Origin of the sequence: Gemmatimonas phototrophica, assembly GCF_000695095.2 — a bacterium.
Lineage (GTDB): Bacteria > Gemmatimonadota > Gemmatimonadetes > Gemmatimonadales > Gemmatimonadaceae > Gemmatimonas > Gemmatimonas phototrophica.
This window is the reverse complement of sequence record NZ_CP011454.1, coordinates 2,499,353-2,523,510: the sequence shown is the minus strand read 5'-3', so window position 1 is coordinate 2,523,510 and position 24,158 is coordinate 2,499,353. Positions and strand designations below refer to the sequence as shown.

The following is a 24,158-nucleotide window of genomic DNA, read 5'->3' as shown; positions in this document are numbered from 1 at the left end:
GTCCCGGTGCCGCTGCGCGCATGTCACAATTTGGGCGGTTCGGCGCGGTGGCTCCCCCCACCGCGCCGAACCGTCTAGCTTTCTGCCCCTATGGCAACTCGTATCCAGCCCGTCGCCGTGCCGGCACCTGCCGAGCCGTGGTCCATCGATGCCGCCCGCGCCCTCTACAATGTAGAAGGGTGGGGCGCCGGTTATTTCGACGTTAACGAGAAGGGGCACGTCGTCGTGACCCCCGATCCGGAGCGTCCGCATCTCCAGCTCGACCTGCGTGACCTCGCGGCCGATCTCGAAGGGCAGGGCATTCAACTGCCCGTACTGCTCCGCTTCTCCGATATTCTGCGGTCGCGCATCGAAACGCTCTCCGAGCGCTTCGCCAACGCGATTAAGGAATTCGAGTACACCGGGGGCTACACCACCGTGTATCCCATCAAGGTGAATCAGCAGCGGCACGTGGTCGAAGAGATCGTTCAGTTTGGCAAGACGCACGGCGTGGGACTGGAGTGCGGGTCCAAGCCGGAGCTGCAAGCGGTGCTTGGCCTTTCCGAGAGCACCGAGCATCTCATTGTCTGCAACGGCTACAAGGATCATGAGTTCATGCGTCTGGCCCTCATGGGGCAGAAGCTGGGACACAAGGTGTTCATCGTGCTGGAGCAGGTGAGCGAGCTGGAAGTCCTGCTGGAGGTGGCTGAAGAGCTGGACGTGAAGCCCACCTGCGGCGTTCGCGTGAAACTTGCCAGCGAAGGCGCGGGGCGCTGGGCACAAAGCGGTGGCGAAAAGAGCAAGTTCGGGCTCAGCTCTGCCGAACTGATCAAGCTGATTGACCGGCTGGAGCAGGCGGGCAAGCTCGATACGCTCAAGCTCATTCATTTCCATCTCGGCAGTCAGATCACCGACATTCGGTTTATCAAGTCGGGACTGCAGGAAGTGGCTCGCTTCTATCTCGAGTTGCGCGCACTCGGCGTGGATATCTCGCACGTGGATGTTGGTGGCGGATTGGGCATCGATTACGACGGGACCAACTCCACGAACAATGCCAGTGTGAACTACACGTTGCAGGAGTACGCCAACGACGTGATCTACACGATCGCGGAGGCGTGCCGTGAGGCGGAGTTGCCCATGCCGCACATCATCAGCGAGTCGGGACGTGCCCTCACGGCTCACCATGCCTTGCTGCTGATCAAGGTGATTGACGTGGAATCACAGGCCGAGCAGCCCATCCCGCTGCTGACCGACGATGATCACTCCCTGTTGCACGAGATGTACGAAGATTGGCGCACCCTCACCGAGCGCGAGCCCAAGATGCGCAAGGTGCTGGAGGTCTTTCACGATGCCTCGTTCGACAAGGAGCGTGCTCGCCAGTACTTCAATTCCGGCGTGCTCAATCTCCGTGGTCTGGCCAAGGCCGAAGTGTTGTGGCTGGCGACCATCAATGCCGTGTATCGCATTGCCAAGGCCGATGCCGACACCTACGAGGATATCCTGCCCGAGTTGGAGTCGTCGCTGGTGGACCGGTACTTCTGCAACTTCTCGCTCTTTCAGTCGCTGCCCGATAGCTGGGCCATCGATCAGTTGTTCCCCATCATGCCCATTCACCGGCTCACGGAAGAACCGGCGCGCCGCGGCACGTTGCAGGACGTCACGTGTGACTCCGATGGCAAGATCGATCGCTTCGTCGGCGACAAGAACGGCCGTCCCAGTCTCGAGCTGCATGAATTCCGGGATGGGGAGGACTACATCCTGGGCATTTTCCTGACCGGGGCCTACCAGGAAATCCTGGGCGACCTGCACAACCTGTTCGGTGACACCAACGCCGTGCACGTTCGTATGAATGACCAGGGAGCCTACGACATCACGGATATGGTGGAAGGTGATACGGTCACGGAGGTGCTGAACTATGTGCAGTTCGGCGCGTCCCAGCTGTTGGCCACATTCCGCCGCAAGGTGAATTCCTCCAAGGGACTCACCCGCGACGAAATGAACGCCTTCATTGCCGATTACGTGGCGGGGCTCGAGGGGTACACCTATCTCGAGGGAGAAGCTGCGCGATGAGCGAAATCACCACGTCAAGCGACAAGTCAGGCGGAGTTCTCGAAGACTCGCTGGAAGTCCTCTGGGCTCCGGCGACCGTCTTCCAGCGCTCGGCAACGCGCGGCGTGGGGATGTACATGTTGGTGCTCACCGCGTTTCTGATCATCGTCATGCTGGCCACCAAGGGGCTGCTCCAGCCCTACATGGATGCCAACTACGATCTGCAGATGATCAAGATGGCGGAGCAGGGCAAGCCGGTCCCCACGGAAGGGCTGGAAACCATTCGTTCCATCAGCAGCTGGACCCTGCTTATTGGCTGGTCATTGACGGCCGTGTTTTCCGGAATAGCGGGCGGCATCATTACGTGGCTCGCTGCCAAGCTCGTTCGGACGCCGCTGGCTTTTGGCAGGGCCGTGTTCATCGCCACCTTGGCGAGTGTGCCGCGCGTGATCGGATTCCTCTCGATGGCCGTTCAGGGGGCTTTGGTCAACCCCGACACCATTACCTCGCCCTTCTCGGCGTCACTTGGACCCGCCCGGTTCCTTGACGCACGCACCGCCAACTCGGCCGTTCTGGCCATCCTTGGCGGCATCGACCTGTTCACCGCCTGGAACATCGTCATTACCGCCATCGGCGTCAGCGTCATTGCCAAGACCTCGCGCAGCTCGGGCTGGATCGTGTCGGTGATCGCCTGGGCGCTCTCGGTCATCCTGACGCTGTTGCCGGTGCTGCTGACCTGAGCGTGACGGCGGGCGGGACAACGGATGGTCCGGGCGGTACGTTGTAGTTTCGTCCGCTTCTCCTACCGCCCCTCCCGCCGCCCCCGATGCAATTCGACGCCAAGCTGCTGCTGCTCATCGGCCTCGGTCTCGTGACCGTGTATCACGTGATCTCGCTCGTGCGAGGGCTCCCCAAGCTCGGCTCGATCAAGCCAACCCCCGGCCTGATTCTGCACGGCACGGTCACGGATTTCTTTGACACGCTTGGCATTGGGTCGTTCGCGACCAGTACCACGATTTATCGTGCGACCAAGTGGGTGAAGGACGCGCTCATTCCCGGCACGCTCAACGCCGGGCACACCATGTCCACGCTGGCCCAGGCGTTCATCTACACGCAGGTCGTGGAAGTGGACGCCATCACACTGGTCGGTATGATCGTGGCGGCGGTCTTCGGTTCGTGGGTCGGTGCGGGTTTGGTCTCCAAGTGGCCAACTCAGCGCATCCAGTTGGGAATGGGGCTCTGCCTTGCCGGCGCGGCGTTGCTCACCATTGCGCAAGCCGCGGGCAAGATTCCCGGAGGCGGTGAAGCGATTGGCCTGACTGGTGTCAAGTTGGGTATCGCACTCTTTGGCAACTTCGTGCTCGGTGTACTGATGACCATCGGCATCGGCCTCTATGGTCCCTGCCTCCTGCTGGTCAGCATGCTCGGCATGAACCCGGCCGCCGGATTCCCCATCATGATGGGATCCTGTGCTTTCCTTATGCCCTTTGCCAGCGATCGCTTCATCCGGCTGGGCAAGGTTGACCCTCGCGCCGTGGTGGGCAACATCATTGGCGGGCTGCCGGCCGTGCTGGTTGCCGCGCTGATCGTGAAGTCTCTGCCGCTCACGGCACTGCGTTGGCTGGTGGCCATCGTCGTGGCGTACACAGCGGTCACGCTCATCCTGTCGGCGCGGCGGAAGACTGAGGAGCCGGCTGTCGCTTGATTTTGACTGAGTACTGACAACTCAAACTGACGACTGAACACTCCTACTCAAAACTGAAAACTCCCCCGGGCATTTCGAGATGCCAGGGGGAGTTTTTAGTTCTCAGTTCGAGTAATCAGTCGTCAGTTCGAGTTCTGAGTACTCAGTTCACACTTCAGCCCTGATACCGCTTCGACACTTCCGCCCAGTTCACCACGCTCCAGAACGCCCCGAGATAATCGGCGCGACGGTTCTGGTACTTCAGGTAATAGGCGTGCTCCCACACGTCCACGCCCAGCAGGGCGTGCTTGCCTTCCATGAGTGGGTTGTCCTGGTTCGGCGTGCTCATGATGGACAGCGCGCCATCGGTGGAAATGAGCCACGCCCAGCCACTGCCAAAGCGACCCATGCCGGCGGCCTGGAACTGCTCCTTGAACGCGGCAAACGAGCCAAAGGCCTTGGTAATGGCGTCGGCCAACGCACCCGTCGGCTCTCCGCCGGCGTTCGGTGCCATGAGCTGCCAGAACAGCGAGTGATTCCAGTGCCCACCGCCGTTGTTGCGTACCGCCGTCCGCACCGCTTCCGGCACGTCATTGATCTTGCTGCACAGCTCGTCCAATGACCACGCCGCAATCTCAGGCGCCTTTTCAATGGCCGCGTTGAGATTGGTGACGTACGCCTGGTGATGCTTGCCATGATGAATATTCATGGTCTGCGCATCAATGTGGGGCTCGAGCGCCTCTGCGGCGTACGGCAGGGCCGGAAGAGTATGGGCCATGGGAAAGTCTCCGAGTGTGTGTGGTGGGTACTGAACGGTCAGGCCGACGCGGCCTTGTTCTTTCGCTCACGCAACCAGGCAATGATGCCGGGCAGGATCGACAGAAAAACTACCAGCAGAATGATCTTTTCCACGTGCTTCGCAACGCCCGGCACCGTGCGGGCCAGGATCCAGCCGGTCATCAGCATGCTCCAGATCCACAGAACGCCGCCGATGACATTGAAAGACAGAAACGACCGGTACTCCATGCGCCCAACGCCGGCTACCACCGGCGCAAAGGTGCGAACGATCGGCATGAACCGCGCGATGATGATCGTCTTGCCGCCGTGCTTTTCATAGAACGCCTGCGCACGCAATAAATGATCCTTGTGAAAGAACAAGGAATCCTCGCGGGTGAAGATACGTGGCCCCGTCGCCTTGCCCACCCCGTACCCCACTGTATCCCCGACAATGGCGGCGATGGTGAGAATCACGCCGAGTAACCACACGTTCAGGCCGAACTCCGGATTGGCGGCCAGCAGCCCGGCCGTCACCAGCAACGAGTCGCCCGGAAGAAAGAATCCCACCAACAGGCCGGTTTCGGCAAAAATGATGAGGGTCAGGCCGACATAGCCGGCCCACTTTACAAGCCCTTCAAGGTCGCGAAGCTGATCAAACAGCTGAGTAAGGAATTCCAAACGGGGGTCCCGGAATCGTGAGGCCGCTCGCCGGACATCGGCGGGCGACACAGCAACAGTGGCCAATGGCTCGCTGTGAAAGCTCAATGGGCTTGCCGTTGGGGTCAACCGCGCGCGAGCTTCCGTCGCGTGACTGTTGCCGATCCGCGCCCTGCGCCCGATGCCCCGTTGCGGGTATATGTGGTTCCCCATACCCACTGGGATCGCGAGTGGTACCATGTGGCCCCCCGCTTCCGCCAGCGGCTGGTGGCGCTGGTGGATGCCGTGCTCGATGCCCCCTCGGGCCCGTTTCTGCTCGACGGGCAGGCCATCACCCTTTGTGACTATCTCACCGTCCGTCCCAACCGGGAGCCGGAGATCCGCACCGCCCTTGGCGAGGGCACACTCGAGGCCGGCCCGTGGTATGTGCTCGCCGACAATCTCATTCCGTCGGGTGAAGCAATTGTGCGCAATCTCGAGGCCGGAGCCCGGGTGCTTCGCCGCCTCGGCGCCACGTCCCCTGCGGTGGCGTATTGTCCCGATAGCTTCGGGCATCCGGCCGCCATGCCCACCATTGCCGCCGGCTTTGGATTCCCGGTAGCGATCGTCTGGCGGGGCATGGGAGGGGCCGCCCATCCGCACTCCGGGGCCTTCCTCTGGGAGGCCCGTGATGGCAGCACCGTGCTGGCGCACCATCTTCCCCCCGACGGCTACGAATTCGGCAGCGCCCTGCCAACGGACCCGGAAGCGGCCACCGACCGCTGGGCACGGCTACGCCCGAACCTGACCTCGCCGCTCGGCCTTCCCATCGCCCTCCTGCTGAACGGCGCGGACCATCACGCGCGGCAAGCCTCGTTGCCCCAGGCGCTGACGGCGCTGCAGCGTGCGGCCGCCGGATATGCCACGATTCAGCCGTCCACATTGGTATCGTGGCGCGATGCGTTTGTGGCCGCAGCGGCGTCCGGTTCCGTGTCTGTTCCCCGCGTTGCCGGAGAACTGCGCGATTCGTACGGATACACATGGACACTGTCGGGAACGCTGGCTACCCGTGCCCACCAAAAACGGCGCAATGCGCTCCTTGAGCGTGGACTGCTGCGTGACGTGGAGCCGTGGATGGCACTGGCGCGGCTGCACGGGCCCCGGACCGCCAGCTCTGCCGACCCCGGTGCGCGGCTAACCATGGTGCAACTCCCCGCGCTGCTGCATCGCACCTGGGAAGATCTGTTGGCCACCCATCCGCACGACACGCTGTGCGGTTGCTCCATTGACGCGGTGGCGCGTCACATGGACAGCCAACAGGAGCTGGTCGCAGAGCAGGGAAAGGGGCTGCGGGAAGCCGCGCTGCAGGAGGTCGTGGGGTACGATGCGGTGTCCGCCCGCTCAGAAACACGCTTCGATTGGCGGCGCCTGCTGCTGCGGAACCGCGCTCCACGGCCGCGCGGAGGCGTGGCGGTTGTGCGCCTGCTGGAAACACTCGGCGATGTCCCGGTGGGGCCGGGGAGCGGCGCCTTCCCCATGCCGGTCGGGGGGAGCGCGACACTCGAAACGGGGGCGGTGCAATCGCAAGCCATCCATAGCAAGGACGGCTTTGTCCGGCGCGAGTCTCCGCAGCACTACCCCGATAACGATCTCGTACGGGTGCACACGACATTGCTCTGGGTGCCCGACGTCCCGGCTATGGGGGTGCAGGCATGGAGCAACGCGGACTGGGCGCAGACATCCGCACCACCAACGGCCGTTGCGGTGCATCGTGAGTCCACCGGCATCCGGGTGACCAACGGGAGGCTGTCGCTGTCGCTCAGCCAACAGCACACGTCTCCCCAGCTGTCGCTGCAGGTAGACGATCGCGTGCTCCACCAGCTGCTCAGTCTTCACGTTCAGCACGACGAGGGAGACAGCTATACGCCGTCGTTGCGCGGACCGGTGGAAACGCTGCGCTGCACGCGCGCGCGGGTTGTGATTGACGGTCCGCTGCGGGCCACCATCCGGCTGTGGTGGCGCACCGCATCAGATACACGGCGCGCGGCAGCAGATGGCCGAATTGATGCCGTCACCGATGTCTGTATCGATGCCATGTCGCCGGTGGTTGTCTGCCACGTGCGTGGTCGTTCGTGGCGCACCAATCATCGGCTGCAATTGGTGTGGCACACCGACGTGCAGCATGGTGCCGTGTGGGCGGATGCCGCGTTCGGTCCGGTGCAGCGCCGCGCCATTGTGGCGCCTGCCAACGCGACGGAAACTGTACCGACCACCATGCCCATGCACCGGTGGGCGATGCAGGTCAATCCGATGTTCGGGGCGACCATGGTTGCCGATGGCCTCGCCGAGGCGGAGGCGCAGGATCATCAACTGGCCCTCACCTTGGTGCGTGGCATTGGGGAGCTGTCGAAAGCCACGTTGCCGGAGCGACCGGGGCACGCAGGATGGCCGTCGCCCGTTCCCGATGCGCAGTGTGTCGGGCACTTTCAGGCACGGTCTGCACTGTATCTGCACGGGCCCTTGAGCGACGACACGCTCTCGCGGGTGCGTGACGTCTGCGATGATGTTTTGCTTCCGCTGGTAGGCGAAAGCTGGCGCGACGCGGAACGGGCGGGCAGTTGGAGCGGTCCTGAGGTACTGGGAGAAGCTTACGAGCTCTCGGCCTGCACCATTTCCTCGCAGGACCCGCAAGCGATCATCATCCGGGTCGTCAACCTCACGGCACGTTCGGCATGGGGCACGGTTCGCCTGCCTCACGACGGACCGTGGGAGGTGACGCGTTGCCGTCTCGACGAAACGCCGCTCGACGCCGCACATCAGTGCACTGGCGCCTACACCTTTGAAGGACGACCGGGAGAAGTCCTTACCCTGCGCGTGCGTCCCGCGGTGTAGCCGGTATCGCGACGGTGCGCGGTGAGTCGCCTGAAGCCGTTGTATCGCCCAGCTGTTCGCCCAACATGGTGGCGCACACCACGGTGGCAATGAGTGCCACACCGGGGATCAGGGCAATCCACGGGGCGACCAGCAGCCATTCGCGCCCCCCGGCAATCATGTTTCCCCAACTGGCCGTGGGGGGCTGCACCCCCAGCCCCAGAAATGACAGACCACTCTCCAGCACAATGGCATTGCCAACGCCCAAGGTGGTCGCCACCAGGGCACTGCCAAGGGCATTCGGCAGCACGTGCCGACGCACGACGCGCCAGGGCGGAATGCCCAGCGCCAACGCGCCCTCCACGTAGGGCAACAGTCGCACCCCTTGTACATCAGCACGGACCAGTCGCATGACCGACATCCAGCCGGTCAGCCCCAGGACGATGATCACGGTGCTCAGCCCCGGGCCCCACAGCGCGGCAATCACCAGCAGCAACACCAGACGGGGGATGGCCAGCATGGCATCACTCACGGCCGTGATGAGTCGGTCCGCGGTGCCGCCCTGCCATCCGGCGAGCGCCCCCAGCGCAATGCCCAGCAGCGCCGACAGCGCTGACCCGACGAGGCCCACGAACAAGGACACCCGCGCGCCAACCCACAAGCGCACGGCCAGGTCGCGTCCAAAGGCGTCGGTGCCCAGAACATGCCACGTGCCGGCTTTGTCGGCCGAGAATGGAGGCGTCAGACGCGTTGCCAACACATCGCCAATGGATCGCGAATCGTCGCTGGACAGCGCGGGAATGATGACCGCAGCCAGGGCCATGGCAATCAGCACCAACGCCGGCCCACGAAAGATTGAGCGCCAGCCGCGCATCAGTGCCGCCGCCGTGGGTCGAGCCACCAGAGCGCCAGATCGGCCAGCAGGTTCGCCAACACCACCGTGCCGGCGTACACCAGCGTGAGCCCCAACACCACCGGATAGTCGCGCGCACCAATGGCACTCAGCATGGCACGCCCCAGCCCGGGCCAGGCAAAGACCTGCTCCACAAACACCGACCCGGCAATGACCCCGGGGAGCGTCAGCCCCAGTAGCACCACCAATGGTGTCAGAGCCGAGCGCAGAATGTAGCGCCACTCCACGCGGGCCCGTGACAGGCCACGCGCATAGGCACTGGTGACGTACGGCGCGCTTGCGGCGGTGCGAAGGGTCTGACGGGCGTAGCGGGCCACGCCAGCAGCACCGGGAATACTGAGCACGAGTAACGGAAGCACCGCATGTCGCCACCGATCGCTCCAATCGGCCGTGCCCCCTGACGACGGTGATTGCATCCCGAACGCCGGCAACCGCACACCATCAGGGAGCCCCAACACGGCAACCCCGCTTGTAAACAGCGCGACCAGCGCCAGCGCCAGCCAGAAACTGGGGGCGGCATACACCGTCACACTGATCAGCGACAGCCAGCGGTCTGCGCGCGGTCCCACACGCAGCGCCTGCACCAGACCCGCCACCGTGCCCAGCACGAAACTGATTAGCAGCGAGATGCCGCCCAGAAACACGGAAATGGGAAGCGATTCGGCAATGACGGTGCGCACCGGAAGGGATCGTACCAAGCTTGTTCCCAGATCACCGCGCAGCAGGCCGCCGATCCACCGCGCATATTGCACCGGCAGCGACGCGTCGAGCCCCAGCGTCGCTCGCAGCTGCGCCGCCTCGTCGGCGGTGGCCGTCGGGGCAATGAGCAGCGTCGCCGGATCACCCGGCGCCAGATGGAGCAGCGCAAAGGTGAGCGTGGTGACGAGCCAGAGCAGGAGGAGCGCATCAAGGACGCGCAGCGAAATTCGGCGCACGGCAGGATGATGCCTCCTGCAAAGCGCACGTCAACCCGTGCGGCGTGCCTTTGGGCAATTGCCGCGGTGCTCATGCTGGCAGCTTGTGGGGCTCCGCCGCGTGCGCCCGGCACGGCCGTGGTCGCGTCCGGGGCCGATCTGGAGTCCGGTAATCCGCTGGTGACCATTCATCCGCTCTCGCGGCAGGTCCAGCGGCACGCGCTGTTCGTCACCTTGGTGAAGCTGGACAGCTTGCTGCATCCCATGCCCTACTTCGCTCGGGAGTGGACGTGGGACGCGTCCCACCAAGTGGCGACCTTCACGCTGGACTCCTCGCTGCGCTGGCACGATGGCGTGCCCACCACAGCCGAGGATGTCGCCTTCACCCTGGCCGCCGCCGCCGATTCCTCGCTGGCCTCTCCGCGCCGCGGCGACGTCGCCGCTATCGACTCTGTCTACGTGGTCACCCCGACCACCCTGCGCGTGAAGTTCCAGACCGCCGTGCCCGAATTGCCCACGGTGCTGGCCGAACTCCCAATCGTCCCGCGGCACCTCCTCGACACCGTTCCGCGAGCGCGATGGCGTGCCCATCCCTTCGCGACGGCTCCCGTGGGCAATGGGCCGTTTGTGTTCGTGTCCCGGCTTCCCGGGCGCCAGTGGCGCTTCGCCCGGAACCACACGTTTCCGACATCCATGGGTGGGCCACCGGCGCTGGAGCAGCTGGTGGTGGCCGTGGTGGACGAATCGGCCACCAAATTTGCCGGACTGGTGAGCGGCGAACTCGATCTCGCTGGAGTCTCACCAACCATGGCGCAGCTCGTACGCAAGGATCCCGCGCTCCGGCTTATGACACCGCCGGTGCTCTTTTCCACGATCCTGGCGTTCAACACCACCCGCGCCCCCTTCAACGATGTGCGCGTGCGTCGTGCCGTCTCCCTGTCCATTCAGCGACAGCAACTGGTGGCTGCCGCCGTCGCGGGATTCGCCACGCCCACGGAACACGCCATTCCCCCAGGGCTGCCGGTCTCCCCACCCCAACAACCGTCAACTGGAGGGGATAGCGGTAATGACGCCGACCATCTGCTGGACGCCGCAGGCTGGACCCGTCCCGCGCCGGGGCAAACGCGACAGCGCAATGGGCAGCCGCTCCGCCTCACCCTGTTGACCGTCGGCAGTGGTGACATGGCCGTGGAACAGCTGCTGCAGGCCGACCTTGCGACGCGTGGCATTGCACTCGATATACGCGTGATGGAATTGGCCACCTTTCTGGCCACCGTCCGCAGCGCCGAGAAAGGATTCGATCTCGTCCTCACCGGCATCCCCGGGGACCTCGCACTTGGCCACCTCAGTGCGCTCTTTGATTCGAAGCAGCGCGGTGGAGCGCTCGACTATACCGGCTATCATACGGCGGAACTCGATCAGCTCCTGAGTGCTGCCCGGTCGGCGAGTCCGCTGGTGGCAGCAGCAGCGTGGGCGCGGGTGAATGCCGTACTCGCCCGCGACGTGCCGGTGGCATGGCTATACCACGCGCGCGGCGTGCAGGGGCGGTCGGTGCGACTCGAACAGGTGGAGATGGATTTGCGCGGAGAACTGGTGTCGGTCGCTCGCTGGACTCGGCGTGAGGAACGCCGGTGATGTTGCTCCCCATCACGCTGGCATCGCGTCGAGCGCAGACGGCTCCCGGCACGTCCCTGGGCAGCATAGCGGACGGACTTGCGGCCGAGTTGGCCCCGTGGCTGTTGACTGGCCTCCCAATACCAGAGCGGAAAGCGCGTCTCACACGGGAGGGCGGGCGGTGTCCCGAACACGGTTCACTCCTTGAGTTTGATCCGCATTCGCCCTCCGAGCATTGGTGCCGGCGTTGCCGTACCGCGTACACGGGAGACACCCACCATCAGTGGTGGGCCATGGGGGCGCATCTCTTCACCGCCGAACGTGCGGTCCACGCGGCGGCGTTGTACTTGCTGCGAGGAACGGCTGCCCATCGCGATCTCGCGGTGCAGACGCTCGGCGCGCTCGCCATGCAATACGCACGGTGGCCCAATCAGGACAACGTCCTCGGGCCCACGCGCCCGTTCTTCAGCACCTACCTCGAGTCCATCTGGCTCTTGAACCTCTGCCACGCGCTCGCACTGCTGGAGCAGGCTGACGAGCGATCGGTCAGTGGGCTGGTTCGGGAGCTCGTGCTTGAGCCCAGCAGTGCGCTCATTGCGAGCTACCACGAAGGACGGTCCAACCGGCAGGTGTGGAATGAGGTGGCATTGCTGTCGGCCATGTCCCTGCTGGGCAAGGACAGGCTGATTGACCGTCGACTTGACGGCGAGCACTCGTTGCTGGGGTTGATGAGCAACGGATTGCTGGAGGATGGGACGTGGTATGAGGGGGAGAACTATCACCAGTTTGCCCACCGCGGCCTCTGGTACGGCGTGCAGTGGCTGACAACACGTGGGCGCCCGTTACCCGCGGCGCTCGCGGCACGGTTTCACCAGGGATTCGTCACGCCGTTCGCTGGGTTGCTTCCCGACGAAACGCTGCCGTCGCGGCGCGACTCGCAGTACGCCGTGTCCGTTCGTCAGTGGCGGTGGGCGGAGTGGTGTGAACTGGGCTATGCCGCGAGTGGCAATACGTCGCTGGCAGCAATGCTGACGCGGTTGTACGACGGACGTGCCCCGAGCGGCGCATCAGGTCGCGCGCAGTCCACGGCGGACGCGGAACGCAATCGGGATGCCGTGGCGCTCACAAGAGCCGACTGCTCGTGGCGGGCGTTGCTGATGGCCAATGCCCAACCGGCTCCCGAGGCGCGGTGGATGCCTGGCAGTGTGTTGCAACCGCAGCAAGGCCTGGCGGTCATTCGGCGCGACGCGGCGCGGGTGTACGTCGCCCTTGAGGGAGGCGTCAGCGGTGGTGGCCATGGGCATCCGGATCGGTTGTCGCTCACACTCCAAACCGGGGAGGATCGGTGGCTCGATGACCCCGGGACCGGCAGTTACGTCGAGCGCACGTTGCACTGGTATCGCAGTTCCCTGGCGCATCATGCGCCGCTCATCAACGGCGCGTCGCAACACGCAGGCCCTGCCATCACGACGGCCTTTGAAGACCGCGGCGGTGCCGGATGGATTCGGAAGACGGCGTCCGAGCTGGCGCCCGGCGTATCGGCCACGCGTTCGCTCATTGTCTGCGATGGCTATCTCGTGGACCTGCTGGAATGGACCGCGGCGTCCCCCGTCACGCTGACCCTGCCTCTGGCGTCGGGTCTCGTCACCAATGTTCCTGTCTGGCATCCCACCAACATGCCCGGGGCAGGTGGGTTGGAAGATGGCTTTGAATTTCTGCAGCAGACCGAGCGTGCCGTAGAGGCCCCCATGGTGGTGACCATGGAGGCCACCGTGACCGGGCGGCGACCGGGAGATCCACAGCCCACCCGTGCGGCGCGCGCGTGGTACACCACCACCGGGACACCAACCTGGTGGCGCGGGGTGGTCCCCGGTGCCCCTGGGTGTACGCCCTCGACAAGAATCGCGCTGTCTGTGGAAGGGCTGACGGGGCGCATTGTAGGCGTCTGGAGCTGGTCGGAGCACGGCGCAACCGACGTTGGAGCCGCACAGGTCTCCCTCAACGCGCAGACGTCTCCTGTGGCCATCGTCACCACGAGTGACGGGACCGTGGCCTCACACGAGCCGGCCCTGCATGGCTGGCACGTGGGGCTCGTCGCCCGCTCGTCACGCAGCAGCATCGATTTGGAGGGCGTGTTGCCAATGGGTAGCGATCTGTTGATCGCGGAGCCGCGGGCCACAACCCGTCCGCAACACACGTGCGCGGTGCCGCTGCTTGCCCACGGTGACGCGGTGCAGCGGGAGGGCGTGATGATGCCACTTGGGGAGAGGAGTTACCTGGCCACGGAAGAACCGTGGGGCGGGGAGAACCGGCCCGAAGCACAGCTGCGACTGGGAGCCACGGCCGAAGAGCTGGTGGTGCACGTGGAGGTGGCGACCGGACATGCTCCCATCGTGCCGGCGGCGACAGCGGACGGCGCCATGCCGGAGAATCCGCTCGATAACGAGCGAGCCGATGTGAACGCCGATGGGGTACAGTGCTACCTCGGCGTTGCTGGCGAGGCGGTTGGGCAATGGCATCAGGCGGTGCTGTGTGTCCCACTGCCCACCGGCGACGTACGCACCACGGTGCTGGTGCCGGGCGGTGTGCTGCCGCGCGCCACGTGTGAGTACGGCGACACGGGCTGGCGCCTCACCCTGTACTGGCCGCGCCGTGCACTGCCACCCGGGCCGCTGAGCTTCGACCTCGCCGTCAACGAACGCCCACCACACCGTGAACGACGGCGCGGGCAATTGGTGCTCAGTGGCGGGGGTGGCTTTGCGTACCTGCGGGGAGACCGGCATGCCCCCCACGCGCCGGTGGCCCTGCGTCTGCCGTGACGCGGTCCCATCCCGGCACTGGGGCAGGTCACTAGTTTTCGCGCCATGTCTGAGTCGATCCTCAATAACGTCGCGGTCGTGCTGTACGAATCGCAGGACTCCATCAACATCGGGGGCGTCGTCCGCTCCATGAAGAACATGGGGGTCTCCGACCTGCGGCTCATCCGCCCGTGCGCCTACGATCCCAATCGTATTGAGCAGGTGGCGCACGATACCCGTGATATCGTCCAACGCATTCGCCACTGCGACACCATCGACGAAGCACTGGCGGACTGCACGTACGTCGTGGGCTACTCCGGGCGTCGTCAGGCGGCCCGGTGGGCGCGTCATACGCCACGGTCGGCCGCGGTGGACCTGCTCGAACACGCGCAGACCGGAAAAGTGGCCATCATGTTTGGCCGCGAGGATCACGGGCTCCCCAACGAAGCGCTCGATCGCTCGCACGCCATCTGCACCATTCCCACCACCGAGCATTTTTCCCTCAACGTGGCGCAGGCGTGTCTGTTGGGGTTGTACGAAATGCATTTGCTGGCCGGAGATGTTACCAAGAAGATTCCGGCCCCCCGCCATGCCGCCGGCGCGCCGCAGAAGGCCCAGATGGAGCGCACCTTTGCCGATATGGAAGCGGCGCTCCACGCCATTGCGTATTTCAAGACACGCAATCAGGAACTCATCATGCGCGCGTTCCGCTCCATGGTGTTCCGGGCCAACCCCGATTCGCGTGAAATGCTCATGGTGCGCACCGCGAGCATTGAAGTCCTGCGCACCATTGAACGGGAAGTGCGCCTGGGCGTGACCGCCGCGTTAGTCGCCCAGGGGGTCGATGAATCGCAGGCGGCGGAAGCCGGTCGCGCGGCCGGAGCCGCCGCGATTGCCACCACCGGGGAAGCGGCGTTGGCAGTTGCGCCCGCCGAGCACGCGAGCGACGATTCGGTGTAATGACACGCCGCATCCCCTTCGAACAGCTGCCGGACCACGATTGGCGTTCACGCGCTGGCGCGGTCATTCCCGGCGGAAGTTCAACAGGGAGTAAGCGTCCCGCTGCGCTGTATGGCTCCCGCGCGCACGACGCCGCCGTGCCATCGCACTTCGAGCGGGCGAACGGTTGTCGCATCTGGACTACCGACGGGCGGGAGTTCATCGACTGCGGTATGGCGCTCGGGGCGGTCGGTATTGGCTACGCCGATCCGGACATTACCCGCGCGGTGCAAGACGCCGCAGCGACGGGGCCGGTCAGCTCACTGCCACACACGCTCGAAGTCGAAGTCGCGGAACGGCTCTGTTCGGTGATTCCCTGTGCGGAACGCGTGCGATTTCTTCGCACGGGCGCTGAGGCAACGGCGGCCGCTGTGCGCATCGCACGGACCCTTACTGGTCGCGAGCGCATGGTAGCCTGTGGCTACTTCGGCTGGCTCGACTGGAACAGCGATGCCGAAGGGGTGCCCGCTGCCGTCCGATCGTCGGTGACATGGGTGCCCTTTGGCGATGTGCCCGCCCTGGAGGCGGCCGTGCGCCAGGGAACACCTCCGGCCGCGATCATCATCGAACCGCTGGTGCACGACGTGGCGCCTCTGCCGTGGCTGCAGGCGGCCCGCCGTCTGGCCGACGAACAGCAGGCGCTGCTCATTTTTGATGAAGTGAAAACGGCGTTTCGCGTACGCACCGGTGGCGTCCAGGCACTCACCGGCATTACCCCGGATCTGACGACCGTTGGCAAAGCAATGGCCAATGGGTATCCGCTCGCAGCCGTGGTGGGGCGGGCCTCGGCCATGGATGCGGTCATGCAGACGTGGATCTCCTCCACCGCCGCAGCTGAAGCCACCGGACTGGCCGCGGCCAACGCTGTACTCTCGTGGCATGAGCGCGTTGACGTCTGTGATCGAATGGCGACGGCCGGCGGCGTGATGCAGGAGATCGTCGGGTCCGCCCTGATCGAGGCCCCGTGGGTCGGCGTCCGTGTTGAGGGGCCACCGATGATGTGGCGACTCACTGCGGATGTTCCGGAACAACTGGATGCACTGGTTGCCGCGGCTGCACGTGAGGGCGTATTGCTCAAGCGCGGTGCTTACCAGTTTGGTGCGGTGGCCCATGACGACGACGCGCTGGACGTACTTGCCCGGGCCATGCCCGCCGTGATGGAATCGCTTATGCCCGGCCCTCGTCGCGTTGGCGATTGAAGGCTGACGTATCGTACGGGACACCTGGAGACTGTCGTATGGCCAACGTCCACGCATTGGGCGGCCCCGAGCCGCTCATCGATCCGCACGCGCACTTCCACACGCCCTTCACCAATCGGTCTGATTGGGCGCGGTACAATGCCTCGCGCCTGGTTCAGGGAGAGCGCATGGGGATTCGCTGCCACGTGGCGTCGATTCTGGGCAGTTGGGGGCACACATCGCCCACGTACTTTGCCTCTCCGGATGATCAGACTCGGGCCAACGATTTCCTGTATGATCTGGTCGATCAGGAGGCACCGCGAGTAAAGGCGTTCGTTGCCGTCAATCCCAACTTTACGGCGCATGCGCTCTCGGAGATTGCGCGCGGCATGCAACGCGGGGCGGTCGGAATCAAACTGGCCGCTGGCCGTCGCACCACCGACTTTGCGCTGCTCGATGATATCGCCGCGGCGGCGGCGCACTACGGCGTGCCCGTACTGCAGCATGTGTGGCAGCACCGTCGTCGCGAGTGGCCCAATCAGGAAGCGTCCGACGGAGTGGAACTGGCGCAGTTGGCCGTACGACATCCTACCGTCACCTTTCTCCTGGCGCACATCGGGGGCGGCGGAGATTGGGCGCACACCAATCCGGCGGTGCGTGATGTGCCCAACATTGTCATGGATATGTCGGGCAGCGGGATTGATCGCGGCATGATCGACGAAGCGCTGCGGTGGGTGGGAGCCCGTCGCCTGCTGTGGGCCTGTGATCTCACCCTCTGTACCGGTCTCACCAAGTTGCGTGCGCTCAGCTACACCGGGGCCTCTCCCGACGACATTGCCGACATGCGTTGGCGCAATGCCGTCCGCATCTTCCCTGCCGGCACCTTCGAAGCGGCACTGGCGGTGCGGTCATGAACGCCGAGAAGGGCAGGGGACGTATTGACGTCACGGCGTGGATCGGCGGCTATCCCTTTCGCGATGTGCCGCACCCCGAACCCGAGATACTTGTTCGCGTTCTGGAGCGGGAGGGATTTGCCGGCGCGTGGGTAGGACACCTGCCGGGCGCGTTTCACCGGGACCCGGTCCCCAGCAACCGCACGCTGTATGCGGCGTTGGCACCGTACCGCGACGTTCTGCACCCGGCCCCTATGGTTCGCCCCGATTGGCCCGGCTGGGAGGAGATGTTGCGGACCGCCGTGAACGAAGGGGCTCCTGCCGTACGCGCCTATCCCACGCTCTGGGGGCTCGGCGCCGGTCACGGCGCCATGGCCGAACTCGCTTATGCCTGTGGGGAGGCCGGTATCGCCCTCCATCTCACCGTTCGGTTTGAGGACCTGCGGCAGCGTCATGCGCTGGATTCCGCCGGTGACCTCACGGCAGCCCATGTCCGGCATCTGGCGCGGCTTCCCGGCGCTCAGCCACGTCTGGTGGTGGCGGGCGCCAGCCGTGACCTGATTGAGGAAATCCACTGGGGGCTCACCCCGGTCGAACAGGCCCGCGTTTGGTATGACTGGCATTGGGTCTGGGGTCCTCCGGAGGACCATTTCGCCCATCTCGTGCGTACGGTGGGGCCGGATCGGCTGGCCTGGAGCTCATGGTGGCCTCTGCGGTTAACCCAGCAGGCGCAGGTACTGGTGGATTTGCTCGACACGGATCCGAGCGGTGCCCCCGAGTTTTCCCACGGAGGGAATATTTCCGTCGTCTCGGGATAGTTGAGAAACGGCTCGCATCTGCAATAGCGCGATTCACACCAGAGACGAATGTGATCTACGGATGAGCGATTTTGCCCGGATGCACGAAGAAAAAATACCGGGAACCGAACGGAAACTTACCCGTTATCCTTGCGAGCGGTTGCATCAAGGGAGTCCCGACTCATTTGTTCGCTTTTTGCTTACGTGAAGGTACGTCTTGCACTTGCGTACAAATACGGTCCCGAACATACTTCGCGCTTGCAAAAATTTGGGTGACAGCGACTTACACGGTTCAACCCGGCAACGGCCCTAACGGTCCTACGCCATTGGACCAGGTAGTCTTCGGATAGCATGACTTGGGCCACGACCTGCACTGCGGCAGGGGTTCATCGTCGTGCATGTCGCGTGTCAGTCAACCTCCTACGCCTTACGGCAATCCTTACCGGCACACGAGATGACGGTCAAGAAGAAGTGGACGGTGATTCCTGGGTTCCTCGCGCTTGCCGCGGCGGCCACGCTGTTGTCCGCCTACAGCGGCGCATCGTCGTCGCAGGGCAAGCTCGTTGAGCAACCCGTCAAGTTCGTCCATGCACCGCACGTGCAGAAAGCAGGCATGAACTGCCTGTACTGCCACAGCGCTGCCAACAAGGCGCCCGATCCGGGCAATGCCTCGGTGGCGACCTGTATGGGCTGCCACACCTTGGTCAAGCCGCAGTCGGCGGAAATCAAGAAAATTGCGGCGGCATACCAGAAGGGTCAGCCCATTCCGTGGAATCGCGTGCACAAGGTGCCGGACTATGTCCAGTTCCCGCATATGCGCCACGTGAATGCCGGCGTTACCTGTCAGACCTGCCACGGGCAGATCCAGAACCAGGGCGCGCAGGGGCCGGACACGAACTATGTCCCCGTACAGCAGGTGAACTCGCTCAATATGGGCTGGTGCATCAACTGTCATGTGCAGGGCTACAAGCCAGCGGAAGGTGCTCGCCTTGCCGGTCAGAAGGTGACGCCTGAGCTGGAAGCAATGCCCGCCAAGAAGGCGCGCTACGATTGCGCCGTCTGCCACTACTGATCATCGACCCTCGACAACGATGAGCACAGAAGCGGGGACCGGCGTTAAGCGCCGAGACTTCCTCAAGATCCTGGGCGCCACGAGCGCCACGACGGCGGTGGTGGGCTGCTCCTCCGAAAAGGTGGGCAAGCTCATTCCGTACGTCGCCTCTCCCGACAACACTGTTCCGGGTGTGTCGCAGTATTACGCGACCACCTGCCGCGAATGCGCGGCGGCCTGCGGCGTCCTCGCCGAAGTCCGTGACGGTCGTCCGATCAAGCTGGAGGGCAATCCTGACCATCCGATGAATCGTGGCGCGATCTGCGCGACCGGCTTGTCGGCCATGCAGGGCCTCTACAACCCCGACCGCTATCGCTCGCCCATGGTGCGCGAGGGCAATGCGCTCAAGCCCACCACGTGGGACAAGGCGTATGAGCTGCTCGCCCAGAAGCTGGGTGAAGTGAAGTCCAAGGGGCAGGCCGGCAGCGTGGTGTTCATCAACCAGCACGAGTCAGGCACCTTCCCGGGCTTCCTCGACCAGTGGTTGTCGGCGAACGGCATGCCCAACCACCTGAGCGTCGATAGCACCGCGCCGGTGGCCACCATTGCCGCCAACCAGAAGGCCTACGGGGCCGCCTGGCCGCAGCTCGACTTTGGCGCCGCCAAGCTGGTCATCAGCTTCGGTGCTGATTTCCTCGATGGGTGGGGGCACAGCGTACCGCAGCAGCTCGACTGGGCTGATGCGCGTGCCAAGCTCACCGATGCGCCGCGACTGGTCTATGTCGGCGCCCGCCGCTCCCTCACCGGCCTCAACGCCGACCAGTGGGTGCCTGCCAAGCCGGGCAGCGAAATGGCGCTCTGCGCCGCGCTCACCGGCGCGGGTACTGCACAGGCCGCGTCCGACGCCTCTGGTGTTTCGGTCGCGACCATCGAAGCGCTCGCCAAGGCGATCGCCGAAGCCGGCAACGGCGTCATGGCGATTTGTGGCGTCACCGGTGCCGATGCGGTTGAGTGCGCGACCATGGTCGCGGAGATCAACAAGAAGGCAGGGGCGGTCGGTACAACGATCAAGCCGGCCAACGCGCATGCCGGCTACAACGGTCTCGCGTCGTACGCCGATCTGGCCACCGCGGTCAAGGCCATGGATGCCGGTTCAGTGCCGCTCGCCTTTGTGCGCGGCGCCAACCCGGCGCACTCCATGCCCAAGTCGGCTGGTTTCGCGGCGGCGTTCGCCAAGGTCGGTTTCAAGGTGTCGTTCTCGGCGATGCCCGACGAAACCGCGCAGCTCGCCGACCTGGTGCTCCCCGATAATCACTGGCTGGAAAGCTGGGGTGATGCGGCCGGCGCCAATGGGCAGCTCGGCCTGCAGCAGCCCACGCTCGATCCAGTGTTTGACACGCGGTCCACGGCCGACGTGCTGATCGAAATGGCCAAGAAGGATCAAGCGCTCGCGGCCCGCTACAACGTGGCCGATTACCGCACCTGGTACATCAGCAAGTTCCCCGGCGGCGGCTCGGCGTTCACGACCGCGCTGACTAAGGCGCAGGTGAGCAGCAGCCCGCTGGTGCCCACCAGCAGCCGCGCGCTGTCGGCTGCCGCGCAGGCACCGGCCGCCGGCACCGGCGACTTCTTCGTGCATGTCTTCCCGTCGCCCACACTGGGTGATGGCGCCGGCGCGAACAAGCCGTGGCTGCAGGAACTCCCGGATCCGGTGTCCAAGATCGCGTGGCAGTCGTGGGTGGAAGTCCACCCCTCCACCGCCAAGAAGCTGGGCATCAAGGAAGGCACTCACCTCACGGTCGAGACGGCCGCTGGCAAGGTCACGGCGCCTGCCTATATCTACATGGGCGTGCGCCCCGATACCGTCGGCATTTCGCTCGGTCTCGGTCACACGGCCTACGGCCGCTTCGCCCAGAACATCGGTGTGAACGCGTATGACCTCGTCTCCACGGGGTGGGACGCTGCCGGCGGACTCGCGCTCGGCAACATCAAGGGCAAGGTCACGGTCACGGCGGACAATTCTCCGCTAGTCACCACCGAAGGATCCGCGCGTCAGCATGGGCGTGGTATCGGTCAGGCGCTCCCCATCGGTGTGCTGCTCGGCACCGAACAGGAAGACGCCGAGCATCATCACGAGATCCCCGGCCTGCCGTCGCAGGACTTCAAGGCCGGTCTCAAGTCGCCGGTCGCGGCGGATGCGCAGGGTGAGTTCGCCAACCCCGAGTCCAAGGACAAGGGGATGTACGATCCGAACCACTCGAGCAAGGCGGAGAAGCGTCGCTGGGCGATGACCATCGACCTTGCGCGTTGCACCGGCTGCTCGGCGTGCGTCACGGCCTGCTACAGCGAAAACAACATTCCCACGGTGGGTGCGCCGTATCAGGGCCGCGCGCTCAGCCCCACCAATTGGGATGAACGTCCGGGTGCGAACATCATCAAGGGCCGCGAAATGGCCTGGATTCGCCTCGAGCGGTATTACGAGGGCAACAACAACACCGAGAACGAGTTCTCTCCGGACTTCGATACGCGGTTTGTGCCCATGATGTGCCAGCACTGCGGCAATGCGCCGTGCGAGCCGGTGTGCCCCGTGTACGCCACGTATCACTCGCCGGACGGCCTCAACGTGCAGGTCTACAACCGTTGCGTCGGCACGCGCTACTGCAGCAACAACTGCCCGTACAAGGTCCGCTACTTCAACTGGTTCGGCTATGGTGAGCCGGAGCGTCGCCAGTATGCGTGGCCCGAGCCCATGCACTGGTCGCTCAACCCGGACGTCACCGTTCGTGGGAAGGGCGTCATGGAGAAGTGCACGTTCTGCGTGCAGCGCATCCGTGAGTCCGAACACCGGGCGAAGGCGGAAGGCCGCGAGGTCAACGCCGACGAATTCACCACCGCGTGTGCTCAGGCATGCCCGTCGCGCGCCATCGTCTTTGGTGACGCGGCCGACGAGAACTGGACCGTATCGAAACTCGCGTATGACCGTCGCGCCTATCACGTGTTCGAGGAATTGAACACGTATACCGCTGTGGTCTATCTCAAGAAGGTCACCTATCCGTCGCCGGCATCCCCGGCGACGGCCTGAGGACAGCGCGCATGGCATCCGTCGCACATCCGGTGCGAGAGGGCATTCGTGGGCCGAACATAGCTTCGGCCGACGTCCAGCTCCCCGCAGTCCGTGATTACGAACAGGTCGATCGCGATATCATCGCGACGCTCGGGTTCACTAAGAAGTGGTTTATCGGGTTGGCCGTGGCCATCGTGGCCATGCTCTGCGGCGCCTCAGCCTGGATCTATCAGATCTACTGGGGCCTCGGTCAGGCTGGCTACGAACCGCCGGTGATGTGGGGTAACTACATCATCACGTTCGTTTTCTGGGTCGGTATCGGTCACGCCGGTACGCTGATCTCGGCCATTCTGTACCTCTTCCGCGCCGGCTTCCGCACCTCGATTTATCGAGCGGCTGAAGCCATGACCGTGTTCGCCGTTATGACGGCCGGTCTGTTCCCGATCATTCACATCGGGCGCCCGTGGAAGTTCTTCTGGCTCATTCCGTATCCGAACTGGCGCCTGTTGTGGCCGAACTTCAAGTCGCCGCTGGTATGGGACGTCTTCGCCATCTCGACGTACCTCACCATCTCGACCACGTTCCTCTTCATCGGTCTCATTCCTGACTTCGCGGTGCTCCGCGACAAGGAAACGAACCCCACCCGCAAGCGGGTCTACTCGATCCTCTCGCTCGGCTGGCGGAACAGCGATCGGGAATGGCGTCACTTTGCGAAGGCGTATCTGTTCCTCGCCGCCTTCTCGACGCCGCTGGTGCTCTCCGTGCACTCGGTCGTTTCCTTCGACTTCGCCATGGCGCTCACGCCGGGCTGGCACGCGTCCATCTTCCCGCCGTACTTCGTTGCCGGTGCCATCTTCTCCGGCTTTGCGATGGTGTGGACGATTGCCATCCCCATGCGCAAGTGGTTCAAGCTCGAGCACTACATCACGCTCAACCACCTCGACGCGACCGCCAAGGTCGTGCTCTTCACCTCCATGGTGGTGGGGTGTGCGTACCTGATCGAGTTCTTCATCGCCTGGTACAGCAGCGTGCGGGCGGAGCAGGAGTTCTTCTACAACCGCGTGTTCGGTCAGTGGTGGTGGGCGGCCTGGATCATGTTGCTCTGCAACATGTCTCTGCCCATGTCGCTCTGGTCGCAGAAGCTGCGGCGTAACCCGGCGTGGCTGTTCATCCTGTCGATCTTCATCAACATCGGCATGTGGTTTGAGCGCTTCGTGATCGTGGTGCCGTCGCTGTCGCACGAGTTTGAGCCGTGGCAGTGGGGGAGCTACACGCCCAGCTGGATCGACATGTCGTTCCTCGTCGGCTCGTTCGGCTGGTTCTTCATGTGGTTCCTGCTCTTCGTGAAGCAGATGCCCGTGATGGCCATCATGGAGCTCAAGGAAATCGTCACGCCGCGCTTCAAGAGCGGCCATGGCGGAGGGCATCACTGATGCAGGGCGTACTTGGCGTCTTTCACCACCTCGATTCGACCGTCTCGGCCATCGAGGAGCTGAAGAAGAAGAAGCTGGGCGATGTCACGGTGTTCTCACCGACCATTCGCCATGAGCTCGACGACGCAATTGCCGGTCCGAACAGCGTGGTGCGTCGCTTCACGCTCATCGGCGGTCTGCTTGGCGTCAGCTTCGGCTACTGGATCGCGATCTGGTCATCCAACTACTGGCCGCTCGTCACGGGCGGCAAGGCCATCGCGTCCTGGATTCCGTATACCATTATCGGCTTCGAAGTGATGGTGCTCGTGGGCGCCCTCTCGACGGTGGCTGGTATGTTCATCAACTCGCGCGTGCCCCGTCTGACCGCGACGGTTGGCTACGACGACCGATTCTCCGCTGGTCACTTCGGTGTCTTCATTGCGTGTGACGCCACCAAGGCGTCGGCGGCTGAAGACCTTCTGCGTCATGCTGGCGCGGAGGAGGTGCGGCGTGAAGCCTGAGACTTCCA

At 64.3% G+C, this 24,158-nt stretch carries 18 protein-coding genes; 14 read left to right on the top strand and 4 right to left on the bottom strand.

Annotated features, from left to right (window positions below; genetic code table 11):
• The first annotated feature begins 90 nt into the window (after positions 1–90).
• From speA to GEMMAAP_RS10740, 3 genes are all read left to right on the top strand, one after another.
• The gene (gene speA / locus GEMMAAP_RS10750; protein ID WP_053334159.1) at positions 91–2,049 is read left to right on the top strand and encodes a biosynthetic arginine decarboxylase; all 1,959 of its coding nucleotides are present in this window, start codon (positions 91–93) and stop codon (positions 2,047–2,049) included.
• Entirely contained in the window at positions 2,046–2,768 is a 723-nt protein-coding gene (locus GEMMAAP_RS10745) for a YIP1 family protein (protein ID WP_026849768.1), read from the top strand. The genes speA and GEMMAAP_RS10745 overlap by 4 nt, the downstream gene beginning before the upstream one ends.
• Positions 2,769–2,854: 86 nt before the next feature.
• The gene (locus tag GEMMAAP_RS10740; protein ID WP_026849769.1) at positions 2,855–3,733 is read left to right on the top strand and encodes a sulfite exporter TauE/SafE family protein; all 879 of its coding nucleotides are present in this window, start codon (positions 2,855–2,857) and stop codon (positions 3,731–3,733) included.
• Between the two features lie 154 nt (positions 3,734–3,887).
• On the opposite strand, the gene GEMMAAP_RS10735 is transcribed toward GEMMAAP_RS10740, so the two are convergent.
• Together GEMMAAP_RS10735 and GEMMAAP_RS10730 are read right to left on the bottom strand one after the other, a co-directional pair.
• On the bottom strand, positions 3,888–4,490 hold the full coding sequence (locus tag GEMMAAP_RS10735) for a superoxide dismutase (protein ID WP_026849770.1): 603 nt from the start codon (positions 4,488–4,490) through the stop codon (positions 3,888–3,890).
• 38 nt (positions 4,491–4,528) lie between these two features.
• On the bottom strand, positions 4,529–5,167 hold the full coding sequence (locus GEMMAAP_RS10730) for a VTT domain-containing protein (RefSeq protein WP_043580722.1): 639 nt from the start codon (positions 5,165–5,167) through the stop codon (positions 4,529–4,531).
• 129 nt (positions 5,168–5,296) lie between these two features.
• Here GEMMAAP_RS10730 and GEMMAAP_RS10725 point away from each other — a divergent pair, with 129 nt between their 5' ends.
• The gene (locus GEMMAAP_RS10725) at positions 5,297–8,017 is read left to right on the top strand and encodes a glycoside hydrolase family 38 N-terminal domain-containing protein (RefSeq protein WP_043580724.1); all 2,721 of its coding nucleotides are present in this window, start codon (positions 5,297–5,299) and stop codon (positions 8,015–8,017) included.
• On the opposite strand, the gene GEMMAAP_RS10720 is transcribed toward GEMMAAP_RS10725, so the two are convergent.
• Complete coding sequence (locus GEMMAAP_RS10720; protein ID WP_053334160.1) at positions 7,989–8,897, bottom strand: ABC transporter permease; 909 nt, start codon at positions 8,895–8,897, stop codon at positions 7,989–7,991. The genes GEMMAAP_RS10725 and GEMMAAP_RS10720 overlap by 29 nt on opposite strands.
• Positions 8,870–9,844, bottom strand: a complete 975-nt coding sequence (locus tag GEMMAAP_RS10715; protein ID WP_026849772.1) for an ABC transporter permease — start codon at positions 9,842–9,844, stop codon at positions 8,870–8,872. The genes GEMMAAP_RS10720 and GEMMAAP_RS10715 overlap by 28 nt, the downstream gene beginning before the upstream one ends.
• 6 nt (positions 9,845–9,850) lie before the next feature.
• Here GEMMAAP_RS10715 and GEMMAAP_RS10710 point away from each other — a divergent pair, with 6 nt between their 5' ends.
• The 10 genes from GEMMAAP_RS10710 (at position 9,851) to GEMMAAP_RS20005 (ending at position 24,150) form a co-directional block, all read left to right on the top strand.
• Positions 9,851–11,458, top strand: a complete 1,608-nt coding sequence (locus GEMMAAP_RS10710) for a peptide ABC transporter substrate-binding protein (protein WP_158514817.1) — start codon at positions 9,851–9,853, stop codon at positions 11,456–11,458.
• A gap of 272 nt (positions 11,459–11,730) precedes the next feature.
• The gene (locus GEMMAAP_RS10705) at positions 11,731–14,256 is read left to right on the top strand and encodes a heparinase II/III domain-containing protein (RefSeq protein WP_026849774.1); all 2,526 of its coding nucleotides are present in this window, start codon (positions 11,731–11,733) and stop codon (positions 14,254–14,256) included.
• A gap of 45 nt (positions 14,257–14,301) precedes the next feature.
• Entirely contained in the window at positions 14,302–15,195 is an 894-nt protein-coding gene (locus tag GEMMAAP_RS10700) for an RNA methyltransferase (protein ID WP_026849775.1), read from the top strand.
• Positions 15,195–16,433, top strand: coding sequence for an aminotransferase class III-fold pyridoxal phosphate-dependent enzyme (locus GEMMAAP_RS10695; RefSeq protein ID WP_053334161.1), 1,239 nt, complete (start codon positions 15,195–15,197; stop codon positions 16,431–16,433). The genes GEMMAAP_RS10700 and GEMMAAP_RS10695 overlap by 1 nt, the downstream gene beginning before the upstream one ends.
• Positions 16,434–16,471: 38 nt before the next feature.
• On the top strand, positions 16,472–17,326 hold the full coding sequence (locus GEMMAAP_RS10690) for an amidohydrolase family protein (protein WP_026849776.1): 855 nt from the start codon (positions 16,472–16,474) through the stop codon (positions 17,324–17,326).
• Entirely contained in the window at positions 17,323–18,123 is an 801-nt protein-coding gene (locus GEMMAAP_RS10685) for an amidohydrolase family protein (protein WP_026849777.1), read from the top strand. The genes GEMMAAP_RS10690 and GEMMAAP_RS10685 overlap by 4 nt, the downstream gene beginning before the upstream one ends.
• A 433-nt stretch (positions 18,124–18,556) precedes the next feature.
• The gene (locus tag GEMMAAP_RS10680) at positions 18,557–19,174 is read left to right on the top strand and encodes a cytochrome c3 family protein (protein ID WP_053334162.1); all 618 of its coding nucleotides are present in this window, start codon (positions 18,557–18,559) and stop codon (positions 19,172–19,174) included.
• A gap of 19 nt (positions 19,175–19,193) precedes the next feature.
• A complete protein-coding gene (locus GEMMAAP_RS10675; protein WP_026849778.1) occupies positions 19,194–22,235 on the top strand; it encodes a molybdopterin-dependent oxidoreductase in 3,042 nt (1,013 codons plus the stop codon).
• An 11-nt stretch (positions 22,236–22,246) separates the two neighbouring features.
• Positions 22,247–23,650, top strand: a complete 1,404-nt coding sequence (gene nrfD, locus GEMMAAP_RS10670) for an NrfD/PsrC family molybdoenzyme membrane anchor subunit (protein ID WP_026849779.1) — start codon at positions 22,247–22,249, stop codon at positions 23,648–23,650.
• Positions 23,650–24,150: a DUF3341 domain-containing protein gene (locus GEMMAAP_RS20005; protein WP_026849780.1), complete on the top strand. Its 501-nt coding sequence runs from the start codon at positions 23,650–23,652 to the stop codon at positions 24,148–24,150. Before nrfD ends, GEMMAAP_RS20005 begins: the two co-directional genes overlap by 1 nt.
• Positions 24,151–24,158 lie beyond the last annotated feature (8 nt).

What these genes read in the sequence shown, in the direction of transcription:
- GEMMAAP_RS10745 (WP_026849768.1), top strand. Translation starts at nt 2,046, where the DNA reads ATGAGCGAAATCACCACGTCAAGCGACAAGTCAGGCGGAGTTCTCGAA.
- GEMMAAP_RS10685 (WP_026849777.1), top strand. Translation starts at nt 17,323, where the DNA reads ATGAACGCCGAGAAGGGCAGGGGACGTATTGACGTCACGGCGTGGATC.
- GEMMAAP_RS10740 (WP_026849769.1), top strand. Translation starts at nt 2,855, where the DNA reads ATGCAATTCGACGCCAAGCTGCTGCTGCTCATCGGCCTCGGTCTCGTG.
- GEMMAAP_RS10710 (WP_158514817.1), top strand. Translation starts at nt 9,851, where the DNA reads ATGATGCCTCCTGCAAAGCGCACGTCAACCCGTGCGGCGTGCCTTTGG.
- GEMMAAP_RS10735 (WP_026849770.1), bottom strand. Translation starts at nt 4,490, where the DNA reads ATGGCCCATACTCTTCCGGCCCTGCCGTACGCCGCAGAGGCGCTCGAG.
- GEMMAAP_RS10700 (WP_026849775.1), top strand. Translation starts at nt 14,302, where the DNA reads ATGTCTGAGTCGATCCTCAATAACGTCGCGGTCGTGCTGTACGAATCG.
- GEMMAAP_RS10675 (WP_026849778.1), top strand. Translation starts at nt 19,194, where the DNA reads ATGAGCACAGAAGCGGGGACCGGCGTTAAGCGCCGAGACTTCCTCAAG.
- nrfD (WP_026849779.1), top strand. Translation starts at nt 22,247, where the DNA reads ATGGCATCCGTCGCACATCCGGTGCGAGAGGGCATTCGTGGGCCGAAC.
- GEMMAAP_RS10690 (WP_026849776.1), top strand. Translation starts at nt 16,472, where the DNA reads ATGGCCAACGTCCACGCATTGGGCGGCCCCGAGCCGCTCATCGATCCG.
- speA (WP_053334159.1), top strand. Translation starts at nt 91, where the DNA reads ATGGCAACTCGTATCCAGCCCGTCGCCGTGCCGGCACCTGCCGAGCCG.
- GEMMAAP_RS20005 (WP_026849780.1), top strand. Translation starts at nt 23,650, where the DNA reads ATGCAGGGCGTACTTGGCGTCTTTCACCACCTCGATTCGACCGTCTCG.
- GEMMAAP_RS10705 (WP_026849774.1), top strand. Translation starts at nt 11,731, where the DNA reads ATGGGGGCGCATCTCTTCACCGCCGAACGTGCGGTCCACGCGGCGGCG.
- GEMMAAP_RS10695 (WP_053334161.1), top strand. Translation starts at nt 15,195, where the DNA reads ATGACACGCCGCATCCCCTTCGAACAGCTGCCGGACCACGATTGGCGT.
- GEMMAAP_RS10680 (WP_053334162.1), top strand. Translation starts at nt 18,557, where the DNA reads ATGACGGTCAAGAAGAAGTGGACGGTGATTCCTGGGTTCCTCGCGCTT.